At 38.7% G+C, this 17,876-nt stretch carries 18 protein-coding genes, 1 pseudogene, 1 CRISPR repeat array and 1 other annotated feature; of the genes and pseudogenes, 15 read left to right on the forward strand and 4 right to left on the reverse strand.

The window, feature by feature from the left end; translation table 11 throughout:
• From cas9 to SORDD24_RS06855, 5 genes are all read left to right on the forward strand, one after another.
• On the forward strand, positions 1–1,712 hold a 1,712-nt coding region (gene cas9, locus SORDD24_RS06835; RefSeq protein ID WP_081103535.1), incomplete at its 5' end, for a type II CRISPR RNA-guided endonuclease Cas9.
• A 171-nt stretch (positions 1,713–1,883) separates the two neighbouring features.
• On the forward strand, positions 1,884–2,792 hold the full coding sequence (gene cas1, locus SORDD24_RS06840) for a type II CRISPR-associated endonuclease Cas1 (RefSeq protein ID WP_061408953.1): 909 nt from the start codon (positions 1,884–1,886) through the stop codon (positions 2,790–2,792).
• Between the two features lie 4 nt (positions 2,793–2,796).
• Positions 2,797–3,120, forward strand: coding sequence for a CRISPR-associated endonuclease Cas2 (gene cas2, locus SORDD24_RS06845; protein WP_061408955.1), 324 nt, complete (start codon positions 2,797–2,799; stop codon positions 3,118–3,120).
• A complete protein-coding gene (gene csn2-St, locus SORDD24_RS06850) occupies positions 3,117–4,160 on the forward strand; it encodes a CRISPR-associated protein Csn2-St (protein ID WP_061408958.1) in 1,044 nt (347 codons plus the stop codon). Before cas2 ends, csn2-St begins: the two co-directional genes overlap by 4 nt.
• Positions 4,161–4,230: 70 nt before the next feature.
• Positions 4,231–6,704: direct repeats of the CRISPR family, unit length 36 nt; unit sequence GTTTTTGTACTCTCAAGATTTAAGTAACTGTACAAC.
• Positions 6,705–6,828: 124 nt separating this feature from the next.
• On the forward strand, positions 6,829–7,155 hold the full coding sequence (locus SORDD24_RS06855) for a hypothetical protein (protein WP_061408961.1): 327 nt from the start codon (positions 6,829–6,831) through the stop codon (positions 7,153–7,155).
• A 125-nt stretch (positions 7,156–7,280) separates the two neighbouring features.
• Here SORDD24_RS06855 and yidA read toward each other — a convergent pair whose 3' ends face one another.
• Both yidA and SORDD24_RS06865 read right to left on the reverse strand, forming a co-directional pair.
• Positions 7,281–8,087, reverse strand: a complete 807-nt coding sequence (gene yidA, locus SORDD24_RS06860; protein WP_061408964.1) for a sugar-phosphatase — start codon at positions 8,085–8,087, stop codon at positions 7,281–7,283.
• 9 nt (positions 8,088–8,096) lie between these two features.
• On the reverse strand, positions 8,097–9,404 hold the full coding sequence (locus SORDD24_RS06865; protein ID WP_061408967.1) for an HD domain-containing protein: 1,308 nt from the start codon (positions 9,402–9,404) through the stop codon (positions 8,097–8,099).
• 71 nt (positions 9,405–9,475) lie between these two features.
• On the opposite strand from SORDD24_RS06865, the gene SORDD24_RS06870 reads away from it, so the two are divergent.
• Positions 9,476–9,853: a YwiB family protein gene (locus SORDD24_RS06870; protein ID WP_081103536.1), complete on the forward strand. Its 378-nt coding sequence runs from the start codon at positions 9,476–9,478 to the stop codon at positions 9,851–9,853.
• 24 nt (positions 9,854–9,877) lie between these two features.
• Here the strand turns inward: SORDD24_RS06870 and SORDD24_RS06875 are convergent, their stop codons facing one another.
• Complete coding sequence (locus SORDD24_RS06875; protein ID WP_061408973.1) at positions 9,878–10,960, reverse strand: DEAD/DEAH box helicase; 1,083 nt, start codon at positions 10,958–10,960, stop codon at positions 9,878–9,880.
• Complete coding sequence (locus SORDD24_RS06880; protein WP_061408976.1) at positions 10,957–11,934, reverse strand: Gfo/Idh/MocA family protein; 978 nt, start codon at positions 11,932–11,934, stop codon at positions 10,957–10,959. Before SORDD24_RS06880 ends, SORDD24_RS06875 begins: the two co-directional genes overlap by 4 nt.
• 156 nt (positions 11,935–12,090) lie before the next feature.
• On the opposite strand from SORDD24_RS06880, the gene SORDD24_RS06885 reads away from it, so the two are divergent.
• The 9 genes and pseudogenes from SORDD24_RS06885 to SORDD24_RS11715 form a co-directional block, all read left to right on the forward strand.
• Positions 12,091–12,777: a YoaK family protein gene (locus tag SORDD24_RS06885; protein WP_061409538.1), complete on the forward strand. Its 687-nt coding sequence runs from the start codon at positions 12,091–12,093 to the stop codon at positions 12,775–12,777.
• Positions 12,778–12,841: 64 nt separating this feature from the next.
• Positions 12,842–12,929 (forward strand) — a sequence feature (ribosomal protein L21 leader region).
• Positions 12,930–12,963: 34 nt separating this feature from the next.
• The gene (rplU, locus tag SORDD24_RS06890) at positions 12,964–13,278 is read left to right on the forward strand and encodes a 50S ribosomal protein L21 (protein ID WP_000109141.1); all 315 of its coding nucleotides are present in this window, start codon (positions 12,964–12,966) and stop codon (positions 13,276–13,278) included.
• 15 nt (positions 13,279–13,293) lie between these two features.
• Positions 13,294–13,638, forward strand: a complete 345-nt coding sequence (locus SORDD24_RS06895) for a ribosomal-processing cysteine protease Prp (protein WP_061408979.1) — start codon at positions 13,294–13,296, stop codon at positions 13,636–13,638.
• A gap of 16 nt (positions 13,639–13,654) precedes the next feature.
• The gene (gene rpmA / locus SORDD24_RS06900; RefSeq protein WP_003032879.1) at positions 13,655–13,948 is read left to right on the forward strand and encodes a 50S ribosomal protein L27; all 294 of its coding nucleotides are present in this window, start codon (positions 13,655–13,657) and stop codon (positions 13,946–13,948) included.
• Between the two features lie 242 nt (positions 13,949–14,190).
• A complete protein-coding gene (locus SORDD24_RS06905; protein WP_061408982.1) occupies positions 14,191–15,099 on the forward strand; it encodes a LysR family transcriptional regulator in 909 nt (302 codons plus the stop codon).
• Positions 15,096–15,563 carry a signal peptidase II gene (gene lspA, locus SORDD24_RS06910; protein ID WP_061408985.1) on the forward strand — a complete coding sequence of 156 codons (468 nt, stop codon included), beginning with the start codon at positions 15,096–15,098 and terminating at the stop codon, positions 15,561–15,563. The genes SORDD24_RS06905 and lspA overlap by 4 nt, the downstream gene beginning before the upstream one ends.
• Positions 15,547–16,446 (forward strand): RluA family pseudouridine synthase, encoded by a 900-nt coding sequence (locus tag SORDD24_RS06915; protein WP_061408988.1) that lies wholly within the window; start codon positions 15,547–15,549, stop codon positions 16,444–16,446. Before lspA ends, SORDD24_RS06915 begins: the two co-directional genes overlap by 17 nt.
• Positions 16,447–16,546: 100 nt before the next feature.
• On the forward strand, positions 16,547–17,656 hold the full coding sequence (gene proB / locus SORDD24_RS06920; RefSeq protein WP_061408990.1) for a glutamate 5-kinase: 1,110 nt from the start codon (positions 16,547–16,549) through the stop codon (positions 17,654–17,656).
• A gap of 9 nt (positions 17,657–17,665) precedes the next feature.
• Positions 17,666–17,876, forward strand: a pseudogene (locus SORDD24_RS11715) (gamma-glutamyl-phosphate reductase); the annotation flags it as partial.

A 17,876-nucleotide genomic window follows, 5' to 3' on the forward strand; every position in this document is an offset into this window, starting at 1 on the left:
TATGGCACCAGCAGGGAGAGAAGTGTCTCTATACTGGGAAGAATATTCCAATTTCAGATTTAATTCATAATCAGTATAAGTACGAGATTGACCATATTTTACCTCTGTCGTTATCGTTTGATGATAGTCTATCTAATAAAGTATTGGTTCTAGCTACAGCAAATCAGGAGAAGGGGCAGCGAACACCGTTTCAGGCATTAGACAGTATGGATGATGCTTGGTCCTACCGCGAGTTTAAATCTTATGTAAAAGATTCTAAATTATTAGGTAATAAAAAGAAAGATTACCTTTTAACGGAAGAAGATATTAGTAAAATTGAAGTGAAGCAGAAATTCATCGAACGAAATTTGGTTGATACTCGATATTCCTCTCGCGTTGTTTTAAATGCTCTACAAGATTTTTATAAAGCTCATAAATTCGATACAACTATTTCAGTGGTACGTGGACAATTTACCTCTCAGCTAAGAAGAAAGTGGGGACTTGAAAAATCTCGTGATACTTACTACCATCATGCCGTGGATGCTTTAATTATTGCTGCTTCAAGTCAATTAAGATTATGGAAAAAACAGAATAACCCTCTGATTTCTTATAAAGAAGGACAGTTTGTTGATTCAGAAACTGGAGAAATTATTTCATTAAGTGATGATGAATACAAAGAGTTAGTGTTTAAAGCTCCTTATGACCATTTTGTTGATACATTGCGTAGCAAGACATTTGAGGATAGTATTCTATTTTCTTATCAAGTGGATTCAAAATATAATAGAAAAATTTCAGATGCTACGATTTATGCTACAAGAAAAGCAAAATTGGATAAAGAGAAAAAAGAATACACTTATACTTTGGGAAAAATTAAAGATATCTATTCTTTAGGGACTAAAACCCCTTCTAAAACTGGGTTCTATAAGTTTTTAGATTTATACAATAAGGATAAATCCCAATTTTTAATGTTTCAGAAAGATAGAAAAACTTGGGATGAAGTAATCGAGAAGATAATGGAACAATATCGACCATTTAAAGAATACGATAAAACTGGAAAATTAGTCGATTTTAATCCATTTGAGAAATATAGACAAGAAAATGGACCTATTCGTAAGTACAGTAAAAAAGGCAATGGTCCAGAAATTAAAAGTCTGAAATATTACGATATTTTATTAGGTAAACACAAAAATATAACTCCTGATGGGAGTCGAAATACTGTAGCTTTGTTATCTTTAAATCCTTGGAGAACAGATGTTTACTACAATTCGGAAACTAAAAAATATGAGTTTATGGGATTAAAGTATGCAGATTTGTGTTTTGAAGAAGGTGGTGCTTATGGTATTTCTACAGAGACGTATAATGAATTAAGAGAGAAAGAGGGAATTGGTAAAAATTCTGAATTTAAGTTTACTCTATATAAAAATGATTTAATTTTAATCAAAGATACTGAAACGAATTCTCAACAAATTTTTAGATTTTGGTCTCGTACTGGGAAAGATAATCCAAAAAGTTTTGAAAAACATAAAATAGAATTGAAACCTTATGAAAAAGCAAGATTTGAGAAAGGTGAAGAACTGGAGGTGTTAGGAAAGGTGCCACCTTCCTCTAATCAATTACAAAAAAATATGCAGATAGAAAATCTTTCTATTTACAAAGTCAAAACAGATGTTTTAGGTAATAAACATTTCATCAAAAAAGAGGGTGACGAGCCAAAACTCAATTTTAAAAAATAATTTTAAAAAGAGTTGCAAAGGCTTTTACAATGTATTATAATAGTAATTGTAAGGGACGCCTTACACAGTTACTTAAATCTTGCAGAAGCTACAAAGATAAGGCTTCATGCCGAATTCAACACCCTGTCATTTATGGCGGGGTGTTTTCGTTTTGTGAAAGAGGAAAATACGATGACTTGGAGAATTGTGCATGTCTGTCAGAGTGAAAAAATGCAATTAAAGTTGGATAACCTTTTAATTAAGAAAATGGGTCAAGACTATGTTATCCCACTGAGTGATATTTCGATAATTGTAGCAGAAGGAGGGGAGACTGTCGTAACTTTAAGATTATTAAGTGCTTTAAGTAAGTATAATATTGCCTTAATTGTCTGTGATAATGAACACTTGCCTACTGGAATTTATCATTCTCAAAATGGCCATTTCAGAGCCTATAAAAAATTACAGGAGCAATTATTGTGGACGCAGAAGCAAAAAGATAAATTATGGCAAATAGTAACCTATTTCAAAATAAACAATCAGCAAGATGTTCTTGCAATGTTTGAAAAGAATATTGATTGCATTCAATTATTAGCAGACTATAAAGATCATATTGAATATGGAGATAAAACCAATCGTGAAGGCCATGCTGCAAAAGTCTATTTTAACGAACTCTTTGGAAAAAAATTCGTACGTCTTACACAACAGGAAACGGATGTCATCAATGCTGGTCTAAATTATGGTTATGCGATTATGAGAGCTCAGATGGCACGTATTATTTCTGGGTATGGGTTAAATCCCTTAATAGGAATTTTTCATAAGAATGAATATAATCAATTTAACTTGGTTGATGACCTAATGGAACCTTTTCGGCAGATTGTCGATGTTTGGGTCTATCAAAATTTACGAGATGAAGAGTATTTGAAGTACGAGTTTCGCTTGGCGCTAACAGATACACTAAATGCAAGGATTCGTTACGGTAAAGAAACATGTTCTGTAACAGTAGCGATGGATAAATATGTTAAAGGTTTTCTAAAATGTATCTCTGATAAGGATACTAGCAAATTTTACTGTCCTGTGGTTTCAAGTATAGAATGGAGTTAAGGAAATGAGGTATGAAGCATTGAGATTATTGTGTTTTTTTGATTTACCGATGGAAACCAATCAAGAAAAGAGAGTCTATCGTAACTTTCGCAAAGACTTAATTGCTAATGGTTTTGAAATGTTGCAGTTTTCTGTTTATTATAGAACTTGTCCTAATCGAAGTTTCGCTAATAAATTCTATAAAAAATTAAGTCAGAGTAATTTACCAAGTGGGAATGTTCGTTTGCTAGCAGTAACAGAAAAACAATTTTCTGAAATGGTTTTGATTATTGGTGGGAAAACAAAACAAGAAGAAGTAGTCAGCAATAATAAGTTGGTAGTGATATGAAAATAAACATAAGTCATCCTTACAAGGAAAACATTTCATTAAACTTTGGACAGTTTACTCAAGTTGTAGGTCAAGATCAGCAACTAAAGTACTATATTTGGCAAATACTACTATGGTATTTTGGAGGTAAAAAATATAGTGAGGAAGATTTAGTTCTATTTGAACAAAATGAACCTAGAGTGCTAATAGATGATACAATTGTTTCTCGTTCGGAATTTAGTGTCATTCAAATATCCAATATCAATGATTTGATTGAACAAATGGAATATAAAAAAGGGACAGTAGCTTATGATTATATAAAGAAAAAGATTACTTCTATAGAGATAATGGAGCAAATTGAAAATATCAATGATAACTTGGATAGGATTTCATTATTATTGAATCAAAAGTTGAATCTTCAGATAGATGATATTATTTATCATAGCGAAGCAAAATATTTTAATACAGATCAATTGATTCAAAAGAGTTTTTCGCCATATTTTGGACAAAAAGATAAAAATATTTCATTTGAGTTTGTAGACAATAAGAAAAAGTTTTTATTTTTTCTTTCGATGGTAGAAGCTATGGTGATGAACAGTGATAAAAAGTTCTTGCTTGTGCTACGAAATATGGATGACTATCTATCCTATAATGAGTTTGTTAAGTGTTGCAAAAAAATGGAGTTTCTGACTAATCATAGCGATTCATTATATATTGTTTTATTTCCTTCCAATGAAGGCTATCTTCATGTCACAAAAGAAGTTTTAGAGGAAATCAATATTGTTTCCGATTATGTTGACCATTTTTATTCGTTAGATTTTATGTATGGTCGTTTTATCAATCAATATCCAATAAATCAAATACCTGATGAACAAGACTTTTTAACTTCTTTAAGAAAGGTTGGCCCCTATTTATTTAGTTCTGACATTCTTCATATGAGTTTATCTGTAGAAGATCAAGTAGCATTAAAGATTTTAAACAAATTGTATCAGTATGAAATGAAAACAAAATTCCGTATTGAAGCGGTCAATCCAATGTTATTGAAATATTTGAAAGAATAGTATTGACGAGTGAGATTTAAGGCTTTATAATACTTTTGAGGGAACAAAAATCAAAATTGACGAATTTGAGGTTTTTGTACTCTCAAGATTTAAGTAACTGTACAACGAAAAAGTCGTTTTATTGTTTCTAGGATTGGTTTTTGTACTCTCAAGATTTAAGTAACTGTACAACATTGTTTGACAGCGGGAATGGCAGCTATAGTTTTTGTACTCTCAAGATTTAAGTAACTGTACAACTGAGTTTTTCATCGTGTAGTTTATCCAGCAGTTTTTGTACTCTCAAGATTTAAGTAACTGTACAACAGTGACTGGCCTTGTCGCTAAGGAGTCAAGTTTTTGTACTCTCAAGATTTAAGTAACTGTACAACTCATCAGTGAGGCTAGGGTTGTCTTCCATTGTTTTTGTACTCTCAAGATTTAAGTAACTGTACAACTAAAATATAACAAAGTTGACATCTCAACCGGTTTTTGTACTCTCAAGATTTAAGTAACTGTACAACTTAAGTTGTATTCAGGATTTTAAATTCCTAGTTTTTGTACTCTCAAGATTTAAGTAACTGTACAACTGTTTGTGTCCTGTAACGATGAGTTTTGGGGTTTTTGTACTCTCAAGATTTAAGTAACTGTACAACCGATGATACAAATCATAAGACAAAGCGCCTGTTTTTGTACTCTCAAGATTTAAGTAACTGTACAACTATAACCCCTTTTAAGCCATTTCTCAGCTCGTTTTTGTACTCTCAAGATTTAAGTAACTGTACAACAACTTTTTTCAAATTCTAACCTCCTTTCTAGTTTTTGTACTCTCAAGATTTAAGTAACTGTACAACTTGATTAAACAGGCTAAGGCTTTGATGGTAGTTTTTGTACTCTCAAGATTTAAGTAACTGTACAACTCTTTCTTTCTGATCACGTTTCATCAATCCGTTTTTGTACTCTCAAGATTTAAGTAACTGTACAACCTTTAGCAATCAAACCGTATTTGGTAGCTAGTTTTTGTACTCTCAAGATTTAAGTAACTGTACAACCGTTGACAAACTATCCAGAGGTCTTTATAAGTTTTTGTACTCTCAAGATTTAAGTAACTGTACAACTTCGTTCCATTTACAACACTCCCATCTCTTGTTTTTGTACTCTCAAGATTTAAGTAACTGTACAACAAGTTGAGGAGGTGGAGTGATGTCATGTAGGTTTTTGTACTCTCAAGATTTAAGTAACTGTACAACGCAGCAGCAGCAACTTCTTCATAGAGCTTTGTTTTTGTACTCTCAAGATTTAAGTAACTGTACAACTTGTGAATGGAGTTGTAGCATTCCAGGTGGGTTTTTGTACTCTCAAGATTTAAGTAACTGTACAACAATGGCAATCGTCTTGGTGCTAAATGATTTGTTTTTGTACTCTCAAGATTTAAGTAACTGTACAACTGAGTGAGTGTAATACTCATCACCATTTTGTTTTTGTACTCTCAAGATTTAAGTAACTGTACAACAATCTCTTGCAGAGGTTGCTTATACTGACCGTTTTTGTACTCTCAAGATTTAAGTAACTGTACAACTGTTAAAACAAAACATTGACCTTTCTAATAGTTTTTGTACTCTCAAGATTTAAGTAACTGTACAACTAGGTCTGGGCGCGGCACAACAATTAGGTAGTTTTTGTACTCTCAAGATTTAAGTAACTGTACAACTTCATTTTTTTACTCCTTTAATTATTATTTGTTTTTGTACTCTCAAGATTTAAGTAACTGTACAACGTGAAATACATGACAGTCGGTAGGTAAGCTGTTTTTGTACTCTCAAGATTTAAGTAACTGTACAACTCGATTTTAGCAAAGCATGTATCTATAATAGTTTTTGTACTCTCAAGATTTAAGTAACTGTACAACCTGATACTGTAGAGGTAAGTTTGGCAGGTGGTTTTTGTACTCTCAAGATTTAAGTAACTGTACAACAATTCCATTGATCATTCCTAATGTCGTATTGTTTTTGTACTCTCAAGATTTAAGTAACTGTACAACAGGTTCAGAAGGAAGAAAAAGGCAATCTCAGTTTTTGTACTCTCAAGATTTAAGTAACTGTACAACATTCACGTATGGAAGTTGTTAAAGACGTGGGTTTTTGTACTCTCAAGATTTAAGTAACTGTACAACCAGCTGAAACAGCGTACTTTGTGCCAACTGTTTTTGTACTCTCAAGATTTAAGTAACTGTACAACTCTGACTTAGAAAAAAGAAAAACCGCAATCGTTTTTGTACTCTCAAGATTTAAGTAACTGTACAACTTCAGCATATCTTCATCTGCACTTGCAGATGTTTTTGTACTCTCAAGATTTAAGTAACTGTACAACGCAAAGAGATTGGTTCTTGGACGTGCAATGGTTTTTGTACTCTCAAGATTTAAGTAACTGTACAACATGGTGCTAAAAGAGCTAAGAATTATGTTAGTTTTTGTACTCTCAAGATTTAAGTAACTGTACAACGTAAATCTATGGCTGTTATGCGCGGACTCTGTTTTTGTACTCTCAAGATTTAAGTAACTGTACAACTGGCTTAATTGGATCCAGGATCAGCAATCGGAGCGGAAACTCTCTTTTTAATTTCTTATAGATTAGCTTTCCAGTATGATATAATGTCATTGAGTAGCAATCAGAGAATAAAGGAGACGAAACGATGCTAGCTATTTGTATTGATTCTATAGGCGACAAGTCAGGGACCTATAAGTTGTTAAGAAATTATTCATCCTTGCCTTTTTTTCTGATTCAAACCAGAATAAACAATCATGATACGGTCATGGAAGTGGATATTCTCGATCTGGATGAATTAAAAAAGGTTAGAGAATTAATCGGTCAGTTAACTGCAATCGGGACTATGGTTACGATAAGAGATTCGACCGGTATTATCAGTTTAGAAATACTAAATAATATTATTTCCACCTTTGAAGAGATTGCTACTGAGAGAGAAGAATTAGATGCTCTGATGTTTGAGGAGGAAGAGTGATTTGTTTTGCTAGTTTCTAAAGGTAACTCGTTTGTGACGAATTCAATATTCAAAAAGAGCACCCCGGAAGTTAGAGTGTCATCTCTACCTTTTGGGGTGTCGTTTATTTTCTATACTTAAGCATTTTACAATACCCACGTACGGATAGCATGGGCTACGCCAGATTCGTCATTTGTTTTGGTGATGTATTTGGCGATTTTTTTGAGTTCTGGATTTCCATTTTCCATAACAACGGAGTTACCGACAACTTCCAGCATGGCACGGTCATTTTCTTCGTCCCCGATCGCCATGGTTTCATCTTTGGTCAATCCGAGTTTTTCAGCTAGGTGAGTGATGGCTGAACCCTTGTCTACATTCTTTTTAAGGAGTTCGAGGTAGAAAGGAGCAGATTTGTTGATAGAGTAGCGTTCGTAAAATTCTGCTGGAATCTTTTCAATCGCAGCATCGAGAATCTCTGGTTCATCGATAAACATACATTTGACGATTTCCTTGTCAGCCATTTCTTCAGGAGTACGGTAGAAGATGGGCATGCTGACGAGGGTTGATTCGTGCACCGTGTATTTTCCGATATTACGATTGGCTGTGTAGATACCGTCCTTAGTAATAGCGTGCATGTGAACACCGAGCTTGCGACTGAGGAATTCCATATCTAGATAATCCTCATAGGTCAAGGATTCGCTGATAATCTCGTGGCCAGTAGCAGTTTCTTGGACAAGGGCACCATTGAAGGTCACTACATAGTCACCCTCGTCTCTTAACTGCAAGTCGTCCAGAAGTTTGGCAACACCTGCGATAGGTCGACCCGTTGCAATCACGATTTTGACACCAGCTTGTTTGGCGTCTTGGATGGCAGAAAAGACTTCCGGAGTGATTTTCTTTTTACTGTTAACCAGGGTACCATCGATATCGACGGCGATTAGTTTAATACTCATATATTTCCTCTATTCGTTCTTATTTGGGGTAAAATGATCGTTCTCAATCAAGTGTAAAAATTGCTGAGTGATACTTGCGAAGATGCTATTTTGATCTAACATTTCTTTTGGGAAATAGAAACGATTATCTCCGTGGCGGCTGCCAGCAAGGGATTGGACGATAGGAGACAGGCTAGAGAGTTCCGCCAGTTCTCCATTTTTTTGTAAAATTTCAATCTGTGTCCGTGGATTTTCAGATTCGGGACGATAGATATCATAAGGGAGGTCAAAGTTCTTATGGATAGCTGTGTAGTAGTCGGGATCAAAGCCAATCTCCTCAACCAATTTTCTCATGGTTGCGAGTTGGTCTTGGTCTTTTTCTGAAAAAGTAATGGATTTAAAGACCTTACGGTTGACAAAGCGTTGCGACAGGTCTGCGAGAATCTTGTCAGGACTGGTCATCCAGAGCTGGAAGTAGGTATTCATCACACCATCATCCAGAGCCAGATAATCAGACAAGGTCACATTTTTTTCAAAGAAAGGAAGAAGGTGTGGAGTAGTTCGTGAAAAGAAGTCCTTGTCTTCAGGATAGAGTTCCTTAGCGCGTTTGAGAAGATTCTGTAGGAGAACTTCCATAGCCCGTGTTGCTGGGTGGAAATAAACCTGCATATACATCTGGTAGCGACTGAGAACATAGTCTTCGATGGCATGCATGCCATTGCGCTGAAAGGCGATACCATTTTCGATAGGACGGATGACTCGGAGGATTCGAGTCAGGTCAAATTCCCCATAAGATGCTCCTGTAAAATAGGAGTCGCGCAAGAGATAGTCCATACGGTCCGCATCAATTTGGCTAGAAATGAGCTGCACGACCTGCTTGTTAGGATAGGTATGGTCGATGACACTGGCTACCTTTTCTGGGAAATCTGGTGCTACTTGTAGCAGAACTTGGTGAATCTCTGTCTCAGGACTTTGGATGATTTCCTGAGTAATGGCTTCGTGATCTGTATCAAAGAGATTTTCAAAAGTATGGGAGTAGGCACCATGACCAAGGTCGTGTAAAAGTGCAGCGGTCATGGTCAAGAGAGACTCAGCAAGATCCCATTCTTCAGGATGTTTTTCTTCAAAAATCTCCGTGATACGTCGTGCAATCTCATAGACTCCAAGACAATGGGAGAAGCGACTGTGCTCCCCACCATGGAAAGTATAGCTGGAAGTCCCTAGCTGTTTGATACGACGCAGACGTTGAAATTCTTTTGTATTGATCAAGTCGTATATGACCTGATTATTGACATGGATGTAGTTGTGAACTGGGTCACGGAATACTTTTTCGTTCATATGACCATTATAGCAAAATCCTGCTCTTTTTGGTAAAATAGTAGGACAAGAGACAAGAAAGAGGATTTGATGTGAAGATTCGGATGCGAAATACGATTCAGTTTGATGAACAGTTGGAAGTCATCGACCAACTCTATGACGTGGAAGTGCGTGAAAAGGGCGATTATAGCTATCTGCTTTTCTACAATGAGGAAAAGGAAAAAGTGGTCATTAAATTCCATGGTCAAGAACTAGTGATGACCCGTTTTTCGAGTCCCAAGACCATCATGCGTTTTCTCAAGGATAGTGATAGCTTAGCCTATATTCCGACTCCAATGGGGATGCAGGAGTTTATCATTAAAACGAATTACTATGAACTGGATGGGCAAAAGATTGAGCTCGCCTATCAACTGCAAAACCAAGAGGGACATCCTTTTGCCAGCTATCAATTAGAAATTACTTGGGGATAAGAAAAAGGTTGGCGAATGCCAACCTTATTTGATATAGAGTTCTTGGTTTTTTAGGACAATTTCTCGAACTGTAGCAAACTTCTTGAGTTTTTTAAGCTCTTCAGGATGGGTTACGAGAGTAATCACATAGCCCTCTTTGCCCATGCGACCTGTACGGCCAGCGCGGTGAGTGTAAGTTTCGATGTCTCTAGGAATATCAAAGTTTACGACACATTCTAGACTATCAATATCAATCCCACGTGCCAGAAGGTCAGTTGCAAGGAGCAGGGTTAGTTGCTTGTCTTTAAACTTTTCCAAGATAACTTTTCTAAACTTGACATTGACATCGCTAGCGAGGGAAACAGCCAAGACATCTCGATACTGTAGCTTTTCTTCTGCACTTCCTAGATCTGACAAGCTGTTAAAGAAGACCAGACCACGGAAATCCTCAACATGAGCCAGCTTTCGTAGCATATCCACACGATGGCGTTGGTCCACCTGCATGTAGAAATGTTGGATGTTGTCCAACTTTTGGTCAGAAAGATCAATGGTGCGTGTGTTTGGAGCAATTTTTTCTTGGTCAAACTTGGTCGTCGCACTCATGTAGATGAGTTGGTGGTCACGAGGTGCGTAGTGGGTAATTTTCTCAACAAAGTGAATCTGAGAATCATCGAGCAATTGGTCGAATTCATCCAGAATGATGGTTTCCACATTCATCATCTTGATTTTTTTCAATTTAATTAACTCAATTATACGGCCAGGAGTTCCAATCAGAATTTCTGGTCCTTTTTTAAGGCGTTCAATCTGGCGTTTCTGACTTGAGCCTGATAGGAAGAGCTGAGTAGTCAAGCTGATAGCTTCAGCCCACGTTTTACATACATCAAAAATCTGTCCAGCCAGTTCGGTATTTGGTGCTAGGATCAAGAGCTGCTGAGATTTTTTCTTTTTTAGCCTTAGAAGACTTGGCAGGAGGTAAGCTAGGGTCTTACCAGTTCCTGTCGGACTTACTCCTAGGAGGTTTTCTCCAGCAAGTATTGGCTCAAATAGTTGAGTTTGAATGGGGGTAAATTCTTGGAAACCGAGTTGGTCGCTCAATTCCTGCCATTCAGTGGGTAGTTTGGTTTTCATTTTTCTGCCTCAAATCTAATGCCAGCAGTCTGGCGCATGGTATAGAGTAAATCATGAACAGAGCCTGCATCATCCAGCCAGTTCTGGTAAAGTGTCTGGTCTGGTTGCTGGATCATCTGTGCAAATGCTGCAACTTCCTCAGTCATCGTATGAGGAGCCTGTTGGATAGGGAGTTGGACTTGATTTCCTCGGTGGTCGGTAAAAATAGCTGAGCGGACATGTTCAATCGTGTTAAGGGTCAAGGTTCCATCTGCTGTGTAAATCTCACAAGGAAGATTGGAAGTGATGTTTTTCCCAGCCTTGATATGAACTTGAAAGTTAGGGTAGAAGAGGATACCGTCTCCATTTAGGTCAATGCTATTGTCAAGCTGTTGAGCCTGATAAGTCGCGTCCTGAGCCTTTCCAAAGAGGCGAATAGCAGCATAGAGAGGATAAATCCCCAAATCCATAAGTGCTCCACCAGCAAAACGATCTGAAAAGACATTTGGCGTCTGTCCAGCCAATAAGTCAGGCATCTTGGAAGAATACTTGGCATAGTTGAAATCAGCTCCCAATACTAGCTTGTCTGCTAAAAAGTTTTTGATAGTAGTAAAAGCTTCCTCGTGGTAATTACGAGCTGCCTCAAAGATAAAACAGTGATTTTTCTCAGCTGTCTGTCTCAAATCCAGCCACTCTTGTGGCTGAGTGACAGCTGGCTTTTCAAGAATGACGTGCTTACCAGCAGACAAGGCAGCCTTGGCTTGAACAAAATGCAAGGAGTTTGGACTAGCGATATAGACTACATCAAAGGAAGACTTAAAGAAGTCTTCTAACTGATCAAAGAGTTGGATATCTTGATAACGAGAAGCAAAGGTTGCGGCAGTTTCTAACTTTCTAGAGTAGACTGCGACCAGCTGGTATTGTCCACTGGCATGGGCTGCCTCTATGAAGTGATGGCTGATAGCACCTGTTCCGATAACACCTAGTTTAAGCATAGATACTCCTTTTCCGACTTTAAATCCTTCCTTCATTATAACATAGAAAAGAAGGACTATCCAACAGATGGTAAAAATTTTCAAATGGGCTACGCTTTTCTCAAAGAAAGTGGTACAATATTGAAATGAGTAAATGAAACTGAAATGGGAGTGAAAATGAGATTATTACCAATAAGAAAAATATCTCGTCAGTCTAAAAGACTAGCGCTTTTTTTGACCTTTTGTGCAGGATATGTCGATGCCTATACTTTCATCGTGCGAGGGAATACACTTGTAGCAGGTCAAACCGGGAATGTGGTTTTTCTTTCTGTAGGACTCATTCAGCAGAATGTCTCGGACGCCAGTGCTAAAGTAATGACCTTGCTTTCCTTTATGATGGGGGTCTTTTTACTGACATTGTATAAAGAAAAACTCCGAATAGTAAAAAAGCCGATTTTGTCCTTGATTCCACTCGCGGTCTTATCCATAATCATTGGCTTTGTTCCCTTGTCAGTTGACAATATCTACCTAGTCCCACCTTTAGCTTTTTGTATGGGCTTGGTGACAACAGCCTTTGGAGAAGTGTCGGGTATCGCCTATAATAATGCCTTTATGACTGGGAATATTAAACGAACCATGTTGGCTTTTGGGGATTATTTCCGAACCAAGCATACGCCCTTCCTGCGCGAAGCCTTGATTTTCGTTAGCCTACTTACCAGCTTTGTTCTTGGAGTTGTCTTTTCAGCTTACTTGACGATTTTCTATCATGAAAAGACGATTCTAGGTGTTCCAGTGATGATGAGCATCTTTTACCTTAGTATGCTTTTTGCTTCTTGGAGGAAAAAAGGGAAAGAAAAAGCTTAATTTTGATTGATTTCGCTTGTAAGAAAAAAGAAGATATGCTATACTTGAAGAGTTGACTATGCACAGTCCTGTGCAACCGCACGAACATCGTTGCTCACATAGTGAGTATAAAGTGGTTCGTCCCACGATGCTAGGCGAGTCTTCACAAAAACACGGGGAAACCCTAAAAATCATAGGAGGTGCATAATGAGCACATACGCAATTATCAAAACTGGCGGAAAACAAGTTAAAGTTGAAGTTGGTCAAGCAGTTTACGTTGAAAAATTGAACGTTGAAGCTGGTCAAGAAGTTACTTTTAACGAAGTTGTTCTTGTTGGTGGTGAAAACACTGTTGTCGGAACTCCACTTGTTGCTGGAGCTACTGTAGTTGGAACTGTTGAAAAACAAGGAAAACAAAAGAAAGTTGTTACTTACAAGTACAAACCTAAAAAAGGTAGCCACCGTAAACAAGGTCACCGTCAACCATATACAAAAGTTGTCATCAACGCAATCAACGCTTAATTTTAAGGAGAACACATGATACAGGCAGTCTTTGAGAGAGCCGAAGATGGCGAGCTGAGGAGTGCGGAAATTACTGGACACGCCGAGACAGGCGAATACGGCTTTGATGTCGTGTGTGCATCGGTTTCTACGCTTGCCGTTAACTTTATCAATTCCATTGAGAAATTTGCAGGCTATGAACCAATCCTAGAATTAAACGAGGATGATGGTGGTTCTTTAAGGGTTGAACTACCGACGGCTATCCCGTCACACCAGAGAGAAATGACGCAGTTATTCTTCGAATCATTTTTCTTAGGTATGGCAAAATTATCGGAGGACTCATCGGAGTTCGTCCAAACCAGAGTTATCACAGAAAACTAACACGGAGGAAAACATAATGTTAAAAATGAATCTTGCAAACTTGCAACTTTTCGCCCACAAAAAGGGTGGAGGTTCTACATCAAACGGACGTGATTCACAAGCGAAACGTCTTGGAGCTAAAGCAGCTGACGGACAAACTGTAACAGGTGGATCAATCCTTTACCGTCAACGTGGTACACACATCTATCCAGGTGTAAACGTTGGACGTGGTGGAGACGATACTTTGTTCGCTAAAGTTGAAGGCGTAGTACGCTTTGAACGTAAAGGACGCGATAAAAAGCAGGTTTCTGTTTACCCAATCGCAAAATAAAAAGGTTCAGTAAACCTTTTTATCCCGAGCCTTGAAATGAAAAGGCGAGGAAGCTAGAAGTAGCATTAAATAAGGCTTTCCGAGTTTTCGGAGAGCCTGTTTTTTTTGTTTTTGGTACCCACGCTGATACCCATATTTTTTAAGTCTTGTATAGTTGGATTTTATGATGGATATTCTTTTCCCTTTGTGGAAAACTTCTGATTTATGGTATAATAAACAGATAGAGAAGTTGGGGGTAGAAGATGAATATTCAACAATTACGCTATGTTGTGGCTATTGCCAACAGTGGTACTTTCCGTGAAGCTGCTGAAAAGATGTATGTCAGTCAGCCCAGTCTGTCAATTTCTGTACGCGATTTGGAAAAAGAGTTGGGGTTTAAGATTTTCCGTCGGACGAGTTCGGGGACTTTCTTGACCCGTCGTGGTATGGAATTTTACGAAAAAGCGCAGGAATTGGTCAAGGGATTTGATGTTTTTCAAAATCAGTATGCCAATCCTGAAGAAGAAAAAGATGAATTCTCTATTGCTAGCCAGCACTATGACTTCTTGCCACCAACGATTACGGCTTTTTCAGAGCGCCATCCAGACTACAAAAACTTCCGTATTTTTGAGTCTACTACAGTTCAAATTTTAGACGAAGTAGCTCAGGGTCACAGTGAGATTGGGATCATCTACCTCAACAATCAAAATCAAAAGGGCATCATGCAACGGGTTGAAAAGCTTGGTTTAGAAGTTATTGAACTAATTTCTTTCCAGACTCACATTTATCTGCGTGAAGGGCATCCTTTGGCGGAAAAAGAAGAACTGGTCATGGAGGATTTAGCTGACTTACCAACAGTTCGTTTCACTCAAGAAAAGGACGAGTATCTTTACTATTCAGAGAACTTTGTCGATACCAGTGCTAGCTCCCAGATGTTCAATGTGACCGACCGTGCTACTTTGAATGGTATTTTGGAGCGGACGGATGCTTATGCGACTGGGTCTGGATTTTTGGATAGTGACAGTGTTAATGGCATTACAGTTATTCGCCTCAAGGATAATTTAGATAACCGCATGGTTTATGTCAAACGGGAAGAAGTGGAGCTTAGTCAAGCTGGGACACTCTTCGTTGAGGTTATGCAAGAATATTTTGATCAGAAGAGGAAATCATGAAAAAAAGAGGAATAGTGGCAGTCATTGTACTGCTTTTGATTGGGTTGGATCAGTGGGTTAAAGCCTATGTCGTCCAACAGATACCTTTGGGAGAGGTCCGGTCTTGGATACCCAATCTTGTTAGCTTGACCTACCTGCAAAATCGAGGGGCAGCCTTCTCCATGCTGCAAGACCAGCAGTGGTTATTTGCCGTCATTACAATGGTCGTCATGGCAGGTGCCGTTTGGTATCTACATAAACACATGGAGGACTCTCTCTGGTTGGTTTTTGGACTGACTCTAATTATCGCGGGAGGTCTGGGCAACTTTATCGACAGAATGAGTCAAGGTTTTGTGGTGGATATGTTTCACCTAGACTTTATCAACTTTGCGATTTTCAATGTGGCTGACAGCTATTTGACAGTTGGTGTCATTGTTTTATTGATTGCAATGCTTAAAGAGGAAGTAAATGGAAATAAAAATTGAAAGAGGCGGACTCCGCTTAGACAAGGCCCTGTCGGACCTGACAGAATTGTCACGCAGTCTCGCTAATGAACAAATCAAGGCTGGACAAGTTTTGGTTAATGGTCAAGTCAAGAAAGCAAAATACACTGTCCGAGAGGGGGATATCGTCACCTACCATGTGCCAGAACCAGAGGTTTTAGAGTATGTGGCTGAGGATATTCCGCTAGACATCATCTACCAAGATGAGGATGTGGCTGTCGTCAACAAACCTCAAGGGATGGTGGTTCATCCGAGTGCCGGTCATACTAGTGGAACCTTGGTTAATGCCCTCATGTACCATATCAAGGACCTGTCAGGAATCAATGGGGTTCTCCGCCCAGGAATCGTCCACCGCATTGACAAGGATACGTCAGGTCTCCTCATGATTGCTAAGAATGATGAGGCCCACTTGGCACTTGCCCAAGAGCTCAAGGATAAAAAGTCTCTACGCAAATACTGGGCGATTGTTCATGGCAATCTGCCAAATGATCGTGGTGTCATTGAAGCACCGATTGGTCGGAGCGAAAAAGACCGTAAGAAACAGGCTGTAACTGCTAAAGGGAAGCCAGCTGTGACTCGTTTTCAGGTCTTGGAACGCTTTGGAGACTATAGTTTGTTAGAGTTGCAACTGGAAACAGGGCGTACCCACCAAATCCGTGTCCATATGGCTTATATCGGTCATCCAGTCGCTGGGGACGAGGTCTATGGTCCACGCAAAACCTTGAAAGGACATGGGCAATTCCTCCATGCTAAAACTCTAGGTTTTACCCATCCGAGAACAGGTGAAACCATGGAATTCACAGCAGATATTCCAGAGATTTTTAAAGAAACGCTGGAAAGGTTGCGTAAAACTGAGAATAGATAAAAGAGTTGAGATTGTTGTCTCAACCTTTTTCATTTCAAGTCTTTTCTATTTTAAAACATTCATGTTATAATGGATAAATATGAAGAATCGGAGTGAGAATATGAAGTACAAACGAATCGTCTTTAAGGTGGGGACTTCGTCCTTGACAAATGAAGACGGGAGTTTATCAAGAAGTAAAGTAAAGGCAATTACCCAACAATTAGCTATGTTGCATGAAGCTGGACATGAGTTGATTTTGGTTTCATCTGGTGCAGTAGCGGCAGGGTTTGGAGCTTTGGGCTTTAAAAAACGTCCGACCAAGATTGCAGATAAGCAGGCTTCGGCTGCAGTAGGACAAGGATTGCTCCTAGAAGAATACACAACCAACCTCCTCATGCGCCAAATCGTCTCTGCGCAAATCTTGCTGACTCAGGATGATTTTGTAGATAAACGTCGTTATAAGAACGCCCATCAGGCCTTGTCTGTATTGCTTCATCGTGGTGCCATTCCTATCATCAACGAGAATGACAGTGTCGTTATTGATGAGCTCAAGGTTGGGGACAATGATACTCTGAGTGCTCAGGTAGCGGCTATGGTGCAAGCAGACCTTTTGGTTCTCTTGACGGATGTAGACGGTCTCTATACTGGAAATCCCAACTCAGATCCAAGAGCTAAACGTCTTGAGAAAATCGAGACTATCAATCGTGAGATTATTGATATGGCTGGTGGAGCAGGTTCGTCTAATGGTACAGGTGGGATGTTGACTAAGATTAAGGCGGCTACGATCGCAACGGAGTCGGGTGTGCCAGTCTATATCTGCTCGTCCCTGAAATCAGATGCCCTGATTGAGGCGGCGGACGAGACCAAGGATGGTTCCTTCTTTGTTGCGCAAGAGAAAGGCCTTCGTACCCAGAAACAATGGTTGGCTTTTTATGCTCAAAGTCAAGGAACGATTTGGGTAGATGGTGGAGCTGCAGAAGCACTTTCAAAAAACGGAAAAAGTCTCCTTTTATCAGGTGTGGTAGAAGTGGAAGGGAACTTCTCTTACCATGATATTGTCACAGTAGCAGATAAAGAAACAGGTCAATCTCTTGGAAAGGGACGTGTCCAATTTGGCGTCTCAGCCCTAGAAGATATGCTCCGTTCTCAAAAAGCTAAGGGAGTCTTAATTCACCGTGATGACTGGATTTCCATCACTCCTGAAATCCAGCTGCTCTTTACAGAATTTTAGAGGTGAACGATGGTAAGGACACAAGAACAATTTGAACAGGTACAGGCTGTTAAGAAATCAATCAATACTGCTAGTGAAGCAGTGAAAAACCAAGCCTTGCTAGCCATGGCTGATCACTTATTAGCAGCTAGTGAGGAGATTCTAGCAGCCAATGCCCTCGATATGGCAGCAGCCAAGGGGAAAATCTCAGATGTTATGCTGGATCGTCTTTATTTGGATG

The sequence above is a fragment of the Streptococcus oralis genome (assembly GCF_001579175.1).
Classification (GTDB): Bacteria; Bacillota; Bacilli; order Lactobacillales; family Streptococcaceae; genus Streptococcus; species Streptococcus oralis_O.